The organism is Arthrobacter sp. NPDC080031, from assembly GCF_040702485.1.
Classification (GTDB): Bacteria; Actinomycetota; Actinomycetes; order Actinomycetales; family Micrococcaceae; genus Arthrobacter.
Genome location: NZ_JBFBLA010000011.1, coordinates 1 through 15,509 on the forward strand (window position 1 = coordinate 1; position 15,509 = coordinate 15,509).

Sequence of the window (15,509 nt, forward strand, 5' to 3'; positions counted from 1 at the left end):
TGGGGAGTCTCCGCCGACGTCTGGTCCGTGACCTCCTGGAACGAACTCCGACGCGACGGACTCGCCGCCGAAGAACACGCCTTCCTGAACCCCGGCGAAGAACCCCGCACCCCGTTCGTCGCCCAGCAACTCGCCGGCGCCACCGGACCGGTCATCGCCGTCACCGACTACATGAAGGCCGTCCCGGACCAGATCCGCCAATTCATCCCCAACGAATTCGCCTCCCTCGGCGCCGACGGCTTCGGATTCTCCGACACCCGCCAGGCCGCACGCCGCTTCTTCAAAAACGACACCCACTCCATCGTCGTGAAAACCCTGCAACTCCTCGGCCGCCGAGGAGAAGTCGACCCCCAGGCGGCAGCCCAGGCAATCGAGAAGTACAGTCTCCTCGATGTCAACGCCGGCACCACCGGAGGGGCAGGCGGCGAAAGCTAAGCCTCCAGCGAAGCCAGGCAACATCCCGACGGCGGCCGGCACCGAAAGGTGCGGGCCGCCGTCGGGCATTAACACCTGGGCATTAACACCCGGGCTTCACAATCGCCGCACAACACCAATCGACGCACCCGGCACGTGATGCGGACCAAACGCAGTTGTAGCCTTCGCACAAATGGAGCTTGTGGATGATGCGCCGTATGCTCAAGGCATGGCAGAGCCGATTCAAACCCCCGCGAAGCGCAAAGCGGCTGCGCGCCCGGTAACACCGGAAAAGGCGGAGACCCTCAAGCGCCTCCGCGCCAATGTGGGGCAGTTGTCCACCACCACCATGCGCAAGCTTGAGAAATCGTTGCCTTGGTACAGCCGGCTGAGCTCCGACGAGCGTTCAGCCTTGGGCCTGGTTGCCCAAAACGGAATCGCCGCTTTCGTGACGTGGTACGAAAGGCCGAGCTCGCCCTCGTGGATCCTGACGGACGTCTTCGGGAATGCTCCGACGGAGCTGACCCGCTCCATCAGCCTGCAAAAGGCCCTCCAGCTGATCCGGATCGTCGTGGAGGTAGTCGAGGACCAGGTCCCCGTAATCGCTCCTGAAGCCGACCAGCCTTCTTTGCGCGAAGCGGTCCTCCGCTATTCGCGCGAAGTGGCATTCGCCGCCGCGGATGTATATGCCCGCGCCGCCGAGTCCCGCGGTTCCTGGGACACCAGGCTCGAAGCCCTGATTGTGGACGCCATCCTCCGTGGCGAGAACACCGACGCCCTTCGTTCCCGGATCGCGGCCCTCGGCTGGAAAGCCCAGGAGCGCTTCACGGTGATGGTCGGAAACTCTCCGTCGGAACCAAGCGCAAGCTATGTGAGCGAGTTGCGCCGCACCGCAGGTCGCTACGCGGAGGACGCCCTCGTTGGCATCCAGGGCGACCGCCTCATCCTGATTCTGGGTGGCGTGCAGGACCGGGACACCGCGTATCTGAAACTCAGCGAGCTTTTCGCCCCCGGCGCGGTGGTCTACGGCCCCGAGGCCGGCTCCCTGTTGGAGGCAAGCAGCTCTGCCCAGGCGGCCTTTGCAGGGCTCACCGCCGCCAGGGCCTGGCCTTCGGCTCCGCGACCGGTAGCCGCGGACGATCTCCTCCCGGAGCGCGTGGTCTCCGGTGACGACGCTGCCCGCCGTTCCCTCATCAAGAACATTTACCGGCCGCTGCTGGCCGCTTCGAACGGCCTTGTCGAAACCCTCAGCACCTACCTGGAACTTGGCCATTCCCTCGAAGCAACAGCCCGCGAGCTGTTCGTCCACGCAAACACTGTGCGGTATCGTCTCAAGCGCGTCTGCGACGTCACGGGGTGGGATCCGCTCCTCCCCCGGGAGGCTTTCGTACTCCAAACTGCGTTGGTCGTCGGCAGGCTTTCGGCCCAGCCAAAGGCGACGTCGGAGCGTCACGGTACCCGATCCGCGGGTTGAACCGTTGTAGACTTCCTACAAACTGACCCAGTGAGCTTGGTGTACGCAAACACCAGTAGTTCACGCGGCAATTTGGAAAGCTGGTTACGTGCTTGCAATCGTCTGCCCTGGACAGGGCTCCCAGACCCCTGGATTTTTGGCCCCTTGGCTGGAGCTCCCTTCCGTAGAAGGCCATTTGGCCTCCCTGAGCGAAATCGCAGGCATCGACCTCAAGGCCCACGGCACCACCTCCGATGAAGAAACCATCAAGGACACCGCCGTCGCGCAGCCCTTGATTGTTGCCGCGGGTCTCGTGGCAGCGAAATCGCTGTTCGACGTCGAACTCAGTACCCTTCCGATCGTCCTCGCCGGCCACTCGGTCGGGGAGATCACGGCCTCGGCGCTTGCGGGCGTCCTGAGCGAGGAAGAAGCCATGACGTTCGTCCGCGAGCGGGCCAACAACATGGCCGCTGCGGCCGCCGTCACGCCCACCGGGATGAGTGCCGTCGTCGGCGGCGATCCGGCCGAGGTGCTGTCCGCTATTGAGGCGGCCGGCGCGACTCCCGCGAACGTCAACGGCGCGGGCCAGACCGTTGCCGCAGGCACGTTCGAACAGCTTCAGGCCCTGGCTGACAACCCGCCGGCCAAAGCCCGGGTCATCCCGCTGAAGGTCGCCGGAGCATTCCACACCTCCCACATGGCTCCGGCCGTGAGCGCGCTTGAAGCACTACGGCCGTCGCTCAAGCCGCAGGCTCCCACGGTTCCCTTGCTCTCGAACTTCGACGGCCAGGAGGTCACGGACGGCGGCGCCGCCGTCGAAAGCATGATCGCCCAGGTCTCGCGCCCGGTGCGTTGGGACCTGTGCATGGAGAACCTCGTCCAGCGCGGAGTCACCGGACTTATCGAACTGGCACCGGCCGGCACGCTGGCCGGCCTCGCCAAGCGCGGCATGCCCGGCGTGAAAACCGTTGCCGTCAAAACCCCGGATGATTTGTCCGCCGCACTTGCACTCTTCGCGGAATTGGAGGGAGACGCATGAGCGCCCCAGTACTCAAGCAGGCACCGACGAGGGAATATTCACGCATTGTGGGCATCGGGGCATACCGCCCGGACATCATCGTCACCAACGACGACGTCTGCCAGTGGATCGATTCCTCGGACGAATGGATCCGCCAGCGCACCGGTATCGTGACCCGCCACCGCGCCGCAGCCAATGTCAGCGTCATCGACATGGCCGAGGGGGCGGCCCGCGAGGCACTCAAGCAGGCCGGCATTGAGGCTTCCCAACTGGGTGCCGTCATCATCTCCACCGTCACGCACCCGTATGCCACGCCGTCCGCGGCTGCCGCCCTCGCCGACCGTTTGGGGGCCACCCCGGCGCCGGCCTTCGACATTTCCGCAGCGTGCGCAGGCTACTGCTACGGCATTGCCCAGGGCGATGCCCTGGTCCGATCGGGCGCGGCTGAATACGTCCTGGTGGTCGGCGCTGAGAAGCTCTCGGACGTCATTGACAACCATGAACGAACCATTTCCTTCCTTCTTGGCGACGGTGCCGGCGCAGTGGTCATCGGCCCGTCCGACACGCCCGGCATTGCCCCGTCCGTCTGGGGATCCGATGGCAGCAAGTGGAACGCGATCGGCATGACGCACTCCCTTGACGAAGTCCGCAACCTTGGCGAGACCGCCCGTCATTCGGATGAATCCGACGATCAGGCCATCATTTCCGCAGCGCAGGATGTTTGGCCGACGCTCCGGCAGGACGGCCAGACGGTCTTCCGTTGGGCTGTCTGGGAAATGGCGAAGGTTGCCCAGCAAGCCCTCGACGCCGCAGGGATTGAAGCCTCGGATCTGGCAGCGTTTGTCCCCCACCAGGCGAACATGCGGATCATCGACGAAATGGTCAAGAAGCTCAAACTTCCCGAAACCGTGGTGGTTGCACGGGACATCGCTGATGCGGGAAACACTTCTGCCGCCTCCATTCCGCTGGCCACGCACCGGCTCCTCAAGGAGAACCCTGCGCTCAGCGGTGGCCTTGCCCTGCAGATCGGCTTCGGTGCCGGTCTTGTCTTTGGTGCCCAGGTAGTCGTTCTTCCGTAGTTTCGGACCGCGCCTACCTTCCAATTGAATAGTGCTTTGAAACCCAAGCCGTGTCCGCGGTTTGGCCCCATTTCGGCAATAGCCGGCACAACAAGAAAAGGAGCCAACAATGGCTAGCAACGAAGAAATCCTGGCCGGCCTGGCTGAAATCGTGAACGAAGAGACCGGCCTCGCCACCGAAGCCGTGGAGCTGGACAAGTCCTTCACCGAGGACCTGGACATCGACTCCATCTCCATGATGACGATCGTCGTCAACGCTGAGGAGAAGTTCGGCGTCCGCATCCCGGACGAAGAGGTCAAGAACCTCAAGACCGTCGGCGACGCCGTCAACTTCATCTCGAACGCACAGGCCTAGCCTGGCCTCAACTGTGCCGGACTTCGGGTGCGCCCTGTTGCATCCGAAGTCCGGCACAGCTGCTATATCTCCCAAAGTTTTTTCCTGCCTCCCCGGTGAGAACAGCACCTGGGTTGGCTGATCCGACAGAGAGTGATCGCATGGCACGCAAAGTAGTCATAACCGGTCTGGGCGCTACAACGCCCATCGGCGGCGACGTCCCCACGATGTGGAAGAACGCGCTCAAAGGGGTCTCCGGTGCCCACACACTCGAGGACGAGTGGGTAGCCAAGTATGACCTCCCGGTCCACTTTGCCGCCCGGTGCTCGACGCCGGCCCTCGAGGTCCTGAGCCGCGTTGAAGCCAAGCGCATGGACCCGTCTACGCAATTCGGCGTCATCGCCGCCCGCGAGGCATGGGCAGATTCCGGTATCGCCGACATCGACCACGATCGCCTTGCCGTGGCTTTCGCCACGGGCATTGGCGGCGTCTGGACGCTCCTGGACGCTTGGGACACGCTGAAGGAAAAGGGTCCCCGCCGGGTCCTGCCCATGACGGTCCCGATGCTTATGCCGAACGGTGTCGCCGCCGCGGTCAGCCTTGACCTTGGTGCCCGCGCCGGTGCGCACACCCCGGTTTCGGCTTGCGCTTCCGGCACCGAAGCGATGCACCTCGGCCTGGATCTCATCCGCTCGGGCAAAGCCGACGTCGTCGTGTGCGGTGGTGCCGAAGCCGCCATCCACCCGATGCCCCTCGCGGCGTTTTCCTCGATGCAGGCGCTCTCGCGCCGCAATGACGATCCTGAGCACGCTTCGCGGCCATACGACCGCGACCGCGACGGCTTCGTCATGGGCGAAGGCGCCGGTGCCCTGGTCCTGGAAGCCGAAGAGCACGCGATCGCCCGCGGCGCGCGCATTTACGCTGAGCTCGCCGGTACTTCGGTCACCGCTGACGCCTACCACATCACGGCGCCGGACCCGGAAGGCCTGGGCGCTACCCGCGCTTTGAAGGCAGCCATGTTCGATGGACGCATCCAGGCCGAGGACGTCGTGCACGTCAACGCCCACGCCACCTCGACCCCTGTCGGTGACAAGCCCGAGTACACGGCGCTCCGTGCCGCGCTGGGCGCCCACGTCGACAATGTGGCAGTCTCCGCTACCAAGTCGCAGATGGGCCACCTGTTGGGCGCTTCAGGGGCCGTAGAGGCAGTGCTGACGGTTCTTGCCGTCTACGAACGCCAGGCTCCGTTGACCATCAACCTTGAGAACCAGGATCCGGAGATCCCGCTCGACGTCGTCACTTCGGCGCGGACTTTGCCCGCCGGTGACATCGTCGCTTTGAGCAACTCCTTCGGTTTCGGTGGCCACAACGCGGTCATCGCCATCCGCAACGTCTGACCGTCGCGGCCGGTTCGAGGCACAAGCAAGGCACAAGCAAGGCACAAGAGGAGGGCCCCACCGCGGTGGGGCCCTCCTCTTTGCTATGGAAAACCGGCTCGGTACTTTGTTCCCTAACCGACCTGGTGGAGCCAACGGACAGGGGCGCCTTCGGCGGCGTGCCGGAACGGCTCGAGCTCTTCGTCCCAGGCCTCACCAAGCGCCAAGGACAGCTCATGGTAGACGGCGGCAGGATCCCCCGCCGCTGACTCGTAGGCGTAGCGGATGCGGTCTTCAGTCACCATGATGTTGCCGTGGACATCGGTGACGGCATGGAAAATACCCAGCTCCGGTGTGTGCGACCAGCGCGCGCCGTCCACGCCTTGGCTCGGCTCCTCGGTGACTTCGTAGCGAAGGTGCGCCCAACCTCGCAATGCCGAAGCCAATTGGGCGCCCGTTCCAGGGACTCCTACCCAGGAGAGCTCGGCGCGGAACATTCCGGGCGCGGCAGGTTGAGGGGTCCACTCAAGATCGGTCCGCTTGTCAACGACCGATCCGATGGCCCACTCAACGTGAGGGCACAACGCGGTTGGGGCCGAATGCACAAACAAGACACCACGGGTTATTGCAACAGACATTCCATCCTCCATAGCTGTAGGTACGTCTTCCCCAACGACCTCTGCCTGGATGAAATTTTGCTGCGCGGGTGCCACGCCGTTCCGGTTTCCCTACCTATCTATGATTTTTTCCGCAGCGGAAGAACATTCAAGTTTAGGTTGAAAGTTTCCCCACAGTGCTTTCATTTTGCCGTACGGACCGGAATTACGCCAGTGCGATTCACAGACGGGCGGATTTCCTCCCTTGGGACTCCTCGAAGTGTGGCACGGTTTCCAGGTCTTCATGCGCGGGGGTGGGCTTGCTGATAGCTCTTGCGAAGCCGGTCGACCGACACATGGGTGTAGATCTGGGTTGTTGCGAGGCTGCTGTGCCCCAGGATTTCCTGCACGGCACGCAGGTCCGCCCCGCCGTCGAGCAAGTGGGTGGCGGCCGTGTGGCGCAGGGCGTGGGGTCCGGTTGCCGCCGTATCCCCCAGGGCCGTCAGCAGGTCGTTGACGACGCTGCGGGCCTGGCGCTGATCGATGCGGTTGCCCCTTGAACTGAGGAAGAGCGCCGGTCCGCTACGCTCGTTTGCGAGCCGCGGACGGCCGCGGCGGAGCCAGTCGTCGACGGCGAGCGCGGCCGGGACCCCATAGGGCACCGTCCTTTCCTTGTTGCCTTTGCCGAGCACGCGGAGAGTCCTGCGATCCCGATCGAGATCATCGATGTCCAGGCCGGCGAGCTCGCCGACGCGGATCCCCGTGGCGTAGAGCAATTCGACGAGGGCGCGGTTCCTCAGCGGCATCGGAGAGCCGTCCGCGGCTGCCTCCGACAGGTTTTCGAAGATCCTGGAGACCTGCTGCTGATGAAGGACGCCAGGGAGCGTGTGGTCCCTCTTGGGGGCTTGGAGGCGAAGAGCCGGGTCCGAGGCGATGAGCTCTTCCCGCAGGGCCCAGGAGGTGAATGCGCGGGCTGTGGCGGCATGACGTGCGAGTGTCGCCCTGGACCGGCCGGATTCGCTTTGCGCCCCGAGCCAACGCCGAAGGGTGCCCAGCTCCAAGGCCGCGAGCTCCCCGACGCCCTCCGCGGCGGCGAAGCGCAGCAGGTCCTCGACGTCTGCGATGTACGCCCTTACTGTGTGGGCGGATCTTGCCCGTTCGCCCTCAAGGTAACGCCGGAAGTCATGAACAGACCGGGCTAGTGCTTCGGGGAGCGGATTCTCTTGCACCCTTCCACTGTGCCAGTCGCGGGGCCCGATGGTTGGCATCGCCACGTCCGGCCGTCTTCATCCTTGACCGATGGACCTGTAAATCCTGTAGTACTGCCACACGAGCAACCCCTGCCAGACCGCGAAAAGAACCCAAAGCCATACCGGGCCAGGGCGGCCTTGGACGAAGAAGACGGCTCCCGCGATCAGAATGAGACCGATTTGCTGTCCAATCACGAACCTCGCGGGCTGCGCCTTTGACTTCTTCATGTCCACACCACCCCCACCGAAGCTACGCCAACCTCCGGCTAACCGATAGTCGACTATCCATAGCTTATCCCTGCTTTCCCGACCTCTTCCAGGCGCCGCTCGCTGATACCGCCAAACCCAACAGGCCTAGGCGTCCAAGTCCGGCCCTGACGGACTCCGGACTGAGTCCTGCCACCACCGCGAGCTTCTCCACCGAGCTCGTCGAACGGACGGGCAGGGCATCGAGCAGGATCAGGTCCTCCAGGGTGAGTCCGTCGTGGTCCGAGGCAGCCGTTTCCTTATCCCCGACGAGCGCCTCGCCACTTGACCCCGCCAGTTCAGCGATCTCACCGACGTCCGTAACGCAGACAGCCCCGCCATCCCTGAGGAGCCTATGACAGCCCGCAGAGTTGGCGCTGTGGATGGACCCGGGGACCGCGGCAACGGCCCTGCCAATGGATTCAGCATGATGGGCCGTATTCAAGGCGCCCGAACGCCATCGCGCTTCCACAACCACCGTCACGGCTGCCAAGGCGGCGATAATCCTGTTCCGCTGGAGGAACCTGTAGCGGGTGGGCGCCGAGCCCGGGGGAACCTCCGCGATGACCGCCCCTTGGTTCGCCACGGCACGCAGTAGATCCTCGTTTCCGGACGGATAGTATCGATCCACGCCACCGGCCATCACCGCGATGGTCGGCATGTCGTTCGTGCCCCCGGCCAAAGCCCCGCGGTGCGCGTGGGCGTCGATCCCATAGGCCCCTCCAGACACGACCGCGCAGCCGCGCTGACCGAGCCCGTAAGCGAAATCGCCCGTTACGGAGGCCCCGTAGCTGGTGCTGTCCCGTGAGCCGACAAGGGCCACGACCAGCCGCAGCGGTGGGAACTCCATCTCGTGTCCCCGCCACCACAAGCACAGCGGTTCATGAAGGCCCAGGTCCGCCAGTTGCGAGGGCCAGAACGGGTCGCCCGGGATGATCATGCGCCCGCCAAGGCGTTGCATCGTGGCAAGATCCCGCTCCGGGGCAAGATCCGGGATCCGTGGCGCCCACCGCCGCAATGCAGCGGCCAGTCCGGCCCCGGCAGAAGAAACCCCGCTGTCAAGCAACAGGGAACCCACTTCCTGCTCAAGCCCGGGCCCGGGAGCGAGCTCGCCGCTCGCTATTCTGAGACCGTCAACGGCCCCCGCCGCCCGCACCAGCGCGAGCCCTGCGGCATCTTGCGGTTCCATGAGCCGTGATAGTGCTGCCCGGGCAAGCCGCTCCCTTTTCCGGTCCCGAGCGCCCGGGGTGAGCCGCTGGCCGTGTTCAGTCATGGCGTGTCCTTTCATGCGGCCGCAACCGCCTGCCGCAAGCCGAGGGCCTGCCCGATGTCGTCGCTGTGGGGGTGGTCCCGGTGGCCGAGATCCGCAAGTGTCCATGCGAGGCGCAGGACGCGGTCGTAGCCTCTCGCCGTGAGGATCCCACGTTCGAGGGAAGTATCCAGAATCTTGGTGGTCGCGGAAGGAAGGCGCAGTTCGCCGCGCAGTACACGCCCGGGAACCTGCGAGTTGGTTTCCATCCCGTACCTGCCCAGGCGTTCACGTTGCCGTGACCGGGCGGCATGGACCCTCCGGGCGACGGTAGCCGTGTCCTCCTCCGCGCCGGATTGCCCGAAGTCCGCGAGGGACACCCGTTCCACCTGGAGCTGGATGTCCACTCTGTCCAGCAACGGCCCGGACATGCGCCCGAAGTAGCGGCGCCGCATCACGGGAGTACAGGTGCAGTCGACTCCCTTGCCGGCGGCCTTCCCGCAAGGGCAAGGATTCGCCGCGAGGACCAGTTGGAAGCGGGCCGGATATGCGGCTGTGCCGGCCGAACGATGAATGACGAGCTCTCCGCTTTCCAGCGGTTGCCGCAGGGCGTCCAGGACCCGCCGTTCGTACTCAGGCGCCTCGTCCAGGAACAGGACGCCACGGTGTGCCCGTGATGCCGCCCCGGGCCGCGGCAGGCCGGAGCCGCCGCCGATGATAGCTGCGGCGGTCGCGCTGTGATGGGGGTTCTCAAAGGGCGGCCGGCGCAACAGCCTTACCGAGTCAACGTGCACAGCCGAAAGCGAGTGGATCGCGGTGACCTCCATGGCTTCCTGGTCCCCCAAATCCGGTAAGAGTCCCGGGAGCCGCTCGGCGAGCATCGTCTTGCCCGCACCCGGGGGACTACACACTTAAGTATGCATGCGCGCTGACCTGTGGTTATGTCTCAAAACGGACACCCCGGCGTGGGTGTTTGGAGGCTCAGCTCTCGTCGAACGGCAGGCGGACGACCTCATCGCCCGGGTCTTCCGGACTTGCTGGCGGAGCCGCGCCCGGGTGGTCCTGGTACAGCGCGTCCGAGGCGCTCTGATCGTAGGCGTCGGAGAGGCCTGCGCCATTGGCCCCGAGGACCTGCTCCCAGTCGAATCCCATGCACACGATTTTATCGGCCGTTATCGAACTCGCGAAGGATCGCCTCGACGCGCGCTGAGTTCGTCGGCGCGCTTGAGGATCGGCTCTTCCTCCTCATGTGACATCTGCCGCCGGGGGCTGGCCTGCATCGCAGCCGCAGCAGGCCCCGGTCCAGGTGCGGGCTCAGGACCGTCGAGCAGCAGGGCCGCGGCACTGATGAGCGCCGACAGCGAGGCCGGGTGCATGGAGCGGTAGGCATCGATCCACCCCCAGCGGTCGACGGCCTTGACCCTGTCTCAGCCCGCTCAGGTGGTATTGAGCTTGCCGGCGACCCAAAAGGCTATTGCGCAGGATTTGTCGCCTTCGTGCTTAGTTGACCGATAGCGTGTGACGGAGGACGTCGTAGTCGAAAGGTGCATGCATTGGATACTCATCCTCGAAGCCCGCGAGATCTTTTCGAGGGTCGTCGCCATTTTGAGATTCCCGCGTTTCAACGTCCCTATGTCTGGGATGAGGAGAGCCAGTGGGCCCCTCTGTGGGACGACGTGGTCCGGGTCACCGAGAGCTATCTTCTTGACGGGGGTAAGCCCCCAATTCCGAATCACTTCTTGGGTGCGGTCGTTTACGAGTCGAAGCCGCCGTCTGCCGGCGATGTGACTCGGCATGAGGTCATCGACGGCCAACAACGCATGACGACGCTTCAGCTCTTGCTTGATGCTGCACATGAAATCGTGGCCGAGCGTGGACACCAGACGGAAGCGGATCAGCTCGAAGAGCTCATTCTGAACAAGGCGTTGACCTTCAAAGGCCGCATCGAGCGCTTCAAGCTCTGGCCATCCCAGGCGGACCGAAGCGCGTTTGCCCATGCCATGGATCCAGAGGAACCGCGTGTCGAGGAGCATCGAGTCATCGAGGCCCACGACTTTTTTCGGCGCGAAATAGAACGGTGGCTAACGGGAACGCCGGATGAGGAAGGGATCGTCCCACCCGGAACTGAAGAGCTCCGCGCCAAGGAATTATGCTCGACGCTTGAACATCGACTGGTCGTCGTCGCCATCGACTTGTCAGGACATGAAGACTCACAGCTGATCTTCGAGACGCTGAACGACCGGGGCACACCTCTGCTGAAAGCGGACCTCATCAAGAACTGGGTCTTCCGCAAGGGCGAACAGATTGGTGCTGACGTGGACAAGTGGTCCAGGACGCACTGGGCCGACTTCGATACCGTATAGTGGCGGGCTGAAATCTCCCAAGGCCGTCAGATTCGGTCCCGCGTGGACATCTTTCTGCAGTACTGGCTCACGATGCGCTTACAGGAAGAAGTCAAAGCGGAGTTGGTGTTCAGAGTTTTCGCGGACTACGCAGGGTCGCGACTGTCCACTCCCGCCAAGGCGGAAGCCCTGCTGACGGAACTGCGGAAGGATGCCGACACCTACCGGGGCCTCAGCGAACTCGACGTAGCGACGCCCGAAGGACGGTTCCGCTCCCGGGTTATCGAAACGATGGAGCTGGCGGCCACCACCCCCCTCTTCCTCTGGCTCCTCTCCGAGAACCACTCGGTTCCCCGCGACCAGGTGCGGATAGCACTGGATGCCATCGAAAGTTGGGTTATCCGCCGCACACTCCTGCGGAAGACCTCCAAGGATGTAAACCGCTTCATGGTCGCCACCTTGAAGTCGCTCGGGAGCGTTGATGCTCGCGAAGCCGGAAACGCCATAAGGAAGTTTCTTTCGGAGCAGACCGCGGAGACCCGTTACTGGCCTTCCGATCAAGAGATGCTCACGACACTCCCTGATGTGAAGCTCTACGGGAACATCCGCCAGTGGCGGCTCCAGGTAGTCCTCCGTGCTGTAGAGCAACAACTTCGCAACCAAAGCACGAAGTACGAAGCAGTCGAGCTTCCATGGGGATTGGAAATCGAGCACGTCATGCCGCAAGGTTGGCGAACCCACTGGGACCCGCCGCCAAGACTCACTCCCGAAGAGGCAGCTGTCCGCGACCGGCTCGTAAACACGATCGGTAATCTCACGCTCGTGACCAAGTCACTCAATGGTTCGCTATCCAACCGTCCGTGGACAGACAGCGACGCCACGGGACTCATCGACGGTGGTGAGTCCGGCAAGGGTAAGCGAACGCTGCTCGACGCCTTCAGCCTTCTGGTGCTCAACAAAGAAATCATCCAGAGCCACATCGATCTCTGGACTGAAGCCGACATCAAGGAGCGCTCTGTAGTCCTGACCAAGGCAATCACTCAGGTCTGGCCCGGTCCCTCAATGGAGATCCAGGAAGCTGCCTTCGAAGCGGCAAGAGCTTAGTGTTCCTGCTCTCGGTGTTGGTCGCCAGGTCGATGAGTGTGCCGTCTGTATCGGTGATTGTGGCGATGCCCTGTTTGAGACCAGCCTTTGAACACTTCATGCAGCCGCTGAGGAGAAACCAGGCGCGGGCCACGAACCGGGAATTCTGACCGCATAGCGTCGTGGTGGGTGCAGACTTCAAAGCCAGGTGAGTGGAAGTACCACCTACTGTTATGACCACCATGACATCCTGCGTGCGTTTCCAATCCGGGCCGTACGCCTCATTTGCGAGGATGTTCGGCAGACTGTTCCGGATCATGATTGGCTCGGGTTCAGACATGGGAACATCCTATGCGGGCGGACCGTCTGTTACGGAGAGGACCGCCGGAAGCCTGACTCAGGCGTAGCCGCTAAATATGCAAAGTCAGGCCTGCAGGGGTTCGTCGCAGGCTTTGCAGGCCTGACGGCCGCCAACACCGGTCTCCTCGACGACCAGAAGCCGTTTGGGGTTGTCGTCCCAGACGTTGCCCACTGAGTTGCACCAGGCCGGGTGATAGACCTTGCCGGAGCTCACCACGTAAACCTGGCCAGGGCCCACTTTGGGTGAGCCATCGCTGCGCCGGGAGGCTGGTTCGATCGCGTGCAGCTCGCCCAGTTCCCTGGACTCTTGCTTGGCTTTTGCTGCCGCCTGCCAAGCGCGGCGTGGACGTGGTGTCATCGGTCGATCAGTTTCTGTTGAGGCCGAATTGTCGTGTCATCAGTGCGTCTTTGTAGTGAGACTCTGCTGAATCCACCTCTGTGGAGGGTGTGCTGGGTCCGAACACGCGAAGAAGGCTGAAGACAAAATGCCGGGCGTGGTCTGTCTTTGTCGTTTCGCCGGCTGCGCCGTCGTAGGCAAGCTCGCGCAGCGCGACTCACGCGTCGTCCCGGATGTAAGTTATGCCAAAAGCCTTGACTTGACGGTATTCCTGAAGCTTGGTGGCAAGCTCGAAGGCGTCGCCCGTGATGTACTGAAAGATGTCCAACCCGCGGCCGAGCAGGATCCTCCATCCGGTGTCGGTGAGGATGGACCGATCATGGATGGCTCCGTCGAAGACGATGTCGACATTGATACCGGCGGCAGAGGCTCCCTGCTTGACTTTCAGCAACAGTTCGAACTGCTTGCGGAGATTGTCTGGTCCGTCGGTGTTCTCAGACGTAACGAGCCGAACATTCACTTCGTCGGCCGCGTCTTTGGTGACCGCGATGCACTCGATGAGTTCCATGAGATTACGGGCCTGATGGAACTGCCGGATGTAGGGGTCCGTGATGGTGATCTGCGTGGCTCCGCGCAGGTACGGTACGAGGAGGGTCTCGAAGGAGACCCCACGCTGGTTCTCCTGGAACTCTTGGTGACCCTCAAACAGCGGTTTTACGGTGATAGGCTCGGGCGCAATTTGCTGACCGTCTTCCGCAGAAGTAGTGGCGTGCCCGGTTGGATCGCCCGTCGCCTCCTCCGCGTCAGTGCTTACGCGGCGCTCACGGTAGTAGTACGCCGGGTACTCATCCTCTTCAAGCGTGGAGACTGAATGCCATGTACCGGCCTTGTCGAGGTAGCCGAACTTTACGTTTGCCATCGTTGAGTCGATGCGGAGGATCTGGTCTTTGACGCGCTTGCGGCCCTCGATGGCGAACTGCAGGATCTCTTCGATTTCTTCGGCCGAGGCTTCCCCGTGCGGGTAAAGGATTTTCATCAGCCCGGAGAAGGTCTTGTGGATTCCGTCGCGATCTCGTGTCGAGATGTCCGATGACAGTGTGAAGTGCTGCTGGTAGCGGTCGGAGTAGTCCGCCGAACGCATCGACTTGAGCACCTCGGCGATGTAGTCGACGACGAACCCGTACCCGTTGGAGAACATCTCACCTCGGATGGTGTCGACTTCCCACCCTGGGATGTAGTGGTGCAGGCGGTCGAGGTACGCCGAGTCGTGGTAGCTTTCGGGAAGCTCGTCGAACAGGTCGGAGTGTTTGAGCATATAGGGCACGGTGTGCGACGTGTTGCCGACGAACACCATTGACGCCTCCGCGCCGAGCGTCTCGACGCCGCGGGAAAACGACTTGTTCGCCATGAAGTTCTTCATGATGTCGACGAGCGCCTTATCGGTGCGCTTCTTCTTACCCGCGAACTCGTCGAACGCGACGACATCCCAGTAGCCGACCAGCCCGATGCGGCCGTTGGAGTTGTTTACGAACAGCTTGGGGACCGTGACCTCGCCACCGGAGATGAGCATGCCGTGGGGTGAGAACTCCGAGAAGATGTGCGATTTACCGGTGCCTTTGGGCCCGAGTTCGACGAGGTTGTAGTTTCGCTCGACGAATGGGATGAGCCGCACAAGCTGGATGAGCTTTGCACGGCGTCCGAACAGTTCGGGATTGAACCCGATCGACTGCACGAGCAGGTCAGTCCATTCGCCGGTTGTGAACTCGCTCCGCGCCGCGAGATAGCCCTCGAAGTCGAACTTCGACAACTGGATGGGCTTGATCGACCCCAGTATCCACGGCACCATTCGGGCGTCGTCACTGTGGAAGTACTCGATGTCGCAGATACACCAAACACCACCGACAAGCAGCTTTGGGTGGGCCTTGATCGTCGCGGATTCGACGAGCACGCCCTTGATGCCGAGGTTGGCGAACTCTGCCTGGTAGACATCATCCTTCTCGTTGAGCGTGACCGTCACTTTGTCAATGATGCGGTGACGCCCACGCTCCTTGATCGTGGATTTCACGAGTTCGGACTGGTTCCGGTTTACGTAGTGTTCGGCGAGGATCTTGCGCACCGTGTCGATGCCTGCCTGGATGGTGGCTTCGTCGTCGGAGGCAGCATATTGGCCGAGCAGGTACTCCAGCACATAGGAGGGCACAATGGCGTTGCCCTTGACCGCCTTCACCAGATCCTTGCGGACTACAACGCCGGGGAAGAGTTGGTTTATCTTTCGGTCCAGTTCGCTCTGCACCGGAGTGGCGTCTGCCGGTGCGTTGGCCCCAGCGGATATCTCTGGACTGACCTCGCTCACTTCGCTCATAGCCGCACTC

At 63.0% G+C, this 15,509-nt stretch carries 14 protein-coding genes and 2 pseudogenes; 8 read left to right on the forward strand and 8 right to left on the reverse strand.

Features of this window, described 5'->3' with window-relative positions; all coding sequences use genetic code 11:
* The 6 genes and pseudogenes from AB0323_RS10770 to fabF all read left to right on the forward strand — a co-directional run.
* Positions 1-435 (forward strand): annotated as a pseudogene (locus AB0323_RS10770) (pyruvate dehydrogenase (acetyl-transferring), homodimeric type); the annotation flags it as partial.
* A gap of 208 nt (positions 436-643) precedes the next feature.
* Positions 644-1,888, forward strand: a complete 1,245-nt coding sequence (locus AB0323_RS10775; RefSeq protein WP_366177314.1) for a helix-turn-helix domain-containing protein — start codon at positions 644-646, stop codon at positions 1,886-1,888.
* A gap of 88 nt (positions 1,889-1,976) precedes the next feature.
* Entirely contained in the window at positions 1,977-2,906 is a 930-nt protein-coding gene (locus AB0323_RS10780; RefSeq protein ID WP_366177315.1) for an ACP S-malonyltransferase, read from the forward strand.
* Positions 2,903-3,964 carry a beta-ketoacyl-ACP synthase III gene (locus tag AB0323_RS10785; protein ID WP_366177316.1) on the forward strand — a complete coding sequence of 354 codons (1,062 nt, stop codon included), beginning with the start codon at positions 2,903-2,905 and terminating at the stop codon, positions 3,962-3,964. The genes AB0323_RS10780 and AB0323_RS10785 overlap by 4 nt, the downstream gene beginning before the upstream one ends.
* 109 nt (positions 3,965-4,073) lie before the next feature.
* A complete protein-coding gene (locus AB0323_RS10790; RefSeq protein WP_028267518.1) occupies positions 4,074-4,319 on the forward strand; it encodes an acyl carrier protein in 246 nt (81 codons plus the stop codon).
* A 140-nt stretch (positions 4,320-4,459) separates the two neighbouring features.
* Positions 4,460-5,695: a beta-ketoacyl-ACP synthase II gene (gene fabF / locus AB0323_RS10795; protein ID WP_364537946.1), complete on the forward strand. Its 1,236-nt coding sequence runs from the start codon at positions 4,460-4,462 to the stop codon at positions 5,693-5,695.
* A gap of 113 nt (positions 5,696-5,808) precedes the next feature.
* Here the strand turns inward: fabF and AB0323_RS10800 are convergent, their stop codons facing one another.
* The 6 genes and pseudogenes from AB0323_RS10800 to AB0323_RS10825 all read right to left on the reverse strand — a co-directional run bounded on the left by AB0323_RS10800 (position 5,809) and on the right by AB0323_RS10825 (position 10,167).
* The gene (locus AB0323_RS10800) at positions 5,809-6,312 is read right to left on the reverse strand and encodes a DUF3145 domain-containing protein (protein WP_284988323.1); all 504 of its coding nucleotides are present in this window, start codon (positions 6,310-6,312) and stop codon (positions 5,809-5,811) included.
* Between the two features lie 260 nt (positions 6,313-6,572).
* Positions 6,573-7,499 carry a tyrosine recombinase XerC gene (locus AB0323_RS10805; protein WP_366177317.1) on the reverse strand — a complete coding sequence of 309 codons (927 nt, stop codon included), beginning with the start codon at positions 7,497-7,499 and terminating at the stop codon, positions 6,573-6,575.
* Between the two features lie 57 nt (positions 7,500-7,556).
* On the reverse strand, positions 7,557-7,748 hold the full coding sequence (locus tag AB0323_RS10810) for a hypothetical protein (protein WP_366177318.1): 192 nt from the start codon (positions 7,746-7,748) through the stop codon (positions 7,557-7,559).
* Positions 7,749-7,812: 64 nt separating this feature from the next.
* Complete coding sequence (dprA, locus tag AB0323_RS10815) at positions 7,813-9,039, reverse strand: DNA-processing protein DprA (RefSeq protein ID WP_366177319.1); 1,227 nt, start codon at positions 9,037-9,039, stop codon at positions 7,813-7,815.
* Positions 9,040-9,050: 11 nt separating this feature from the next.
* A pseudogene (locus AB0323_RS10820) lies at positions 9,051-9,917 on the reverse strand (ATP-binding protein); the annotation flags it as partial.
* A gap of 79 nt (positions 9,918-9,996) precedes the next feature.
* Entirely contained in the window at positions 9,997-10,167 is a 171-nt protein-coding gene (locus AB0323_RS10825; protein ID WP_354259214.1) for a hypothetical protein, read from the reverse strand.
* Between the two features lie 401 nt (positions 10,168-10,568).
* On the opposite strand from AB0323_RS10825, the gene AB0323_RS10830 reads away from it, so the two are divergent.
* Both AB0323_RS10830 and AB0323_RS10835 read left to right on the forward strand, forming a co-directional pair.
* Positions 10,569-11,378 carry a DUF262 domain-containing protein gene (locus AB0323_RS10830; RefSeq protein ID WP_366177320.1) on the forward strand — a complete coding sequence of 270 codons (810 nt, stop codon included), beginning with the start codon at positions 10,569-10,571 and terminating at the stop codon, positions 11,376-11,378.
* A 42-nt stretch (positions 11,379-11,420) separates the two neighbouring features.
* Positions 11,421-12,461, forward strand: coding sequence for an HNH endonuclease family protein (locus AB0323_RS10835; protein WP_366177321.1), 1,041 nt, complete (start codon positions 11,421-11,423; stop codon positions 12,459-12,461).
* A 403-nt stretch (positions 12,462-12,864) separates the two neighbouring features.
* Here AB0323_RS10835 and AB0323_RS10840 read toward each other — a convergent pair whose 3' ends face one another.
* The gene (locus tag AB0323_RS10840) at positions 12,865-13,158 is read right to left on the reverse strand and encodes a hypothetical protein (RefSeq protein WP_354259206.1); all 294 of its coding nucleotides are present in this window, start codon (positions 13,156-13,158) and stop codon (positions 12,865-12,867) included.
* 196 nt (positions 13,159-13,354) lie between these two features.
* Entirely contained in the window at positions 13,355-15,499 is a 2,145-nt protein-coding gene (gene brxL, locus AB0323_RS10845; protein ID WP_366177322.1) for a BREX system Lon protease-like protein BrxL, read from the reverse strand.
* Positions 15,500-15,509: the final 10 nt, after the last annotated feature.

What these genes read in the sequence shown, in the direction of transcription:
- AB0323_RS10800 (WP_284988323.1), bottom strand. Translation starts at nt 6,312, where the DNA reads ATGTCTGTTGCAATAACCCGTGGTGTCTTGTTTGTGCATTCGGCCCCA.
- AB0323_RS10840 (WP_354259206.1), bottom strand. Translation starts at nt 13,158, where the DNA reads ATGACACCACGTCCACGCCGCGCTTGGCAGGCGGCAGCAAAAGCCAAG.
- AB0323_RS10785 (WP_366177316.1), top strand. Translation starts at nt 2,903, where the DNA reads ATGAGCGCCCCAGTACTCAAGCAGGCACCGACGAGGGAATATTCACGC.
- dprA (WP_366177319.1), bottom strand. Translation starts at nt 9,039, where the DNA reads ATGACTGAACACGGCCAGCGGCTCACCCCGGGCGCTCGGGACCGGAAA.
- AB0323_RS10775 (WP_366177314.1), top strand. Translation starts at nt 644, where the DNA reads ATGGCAGAGCCGATTCAAACCCCCGCGAAGCGCAAAGCGGCTGCGCGC.
- fabF (WP_364537946.1), top strand. Translation starts at nt 4,460, where the DNA reads ATGGCACGCAAAGTAGTCATAACCGGTCTGGGCGCTACAACGCCCATC.
- AB0323_RS10825 (WP_354259214.1), bottom strand. Translation starts at nt 10,167, where the DNA reads ATGGGATTCGACTGGGAGCAGGTCCTCGGGGCCAATGGCGCAGGCCTC.
- AB0323_RS10810 (WP_366177318.1), bottom strand. Translation starts at nt 7,748, where the DNA reads ATGAAGAAGTCAAAGGCGCAGCCCGCGAGGTTCGTGATTGGACAGCAA.
- brxL (WP_366177322.1), bottom strand. Translation starts at nt 15,499, where the DNA reads ATGAGCGAAGTGAGCGAGGTCAGTCCAGAGATATCCGCTGGGGCCAAC.
- AB0323_RS10790 (WP_028267518.1), top strand. Translation starts at nt 4,074, where the DNA reads ATGGCTAGCAACGAAGAAATCCTGGCCGGCCTGGCTGAAATCGTGAAC.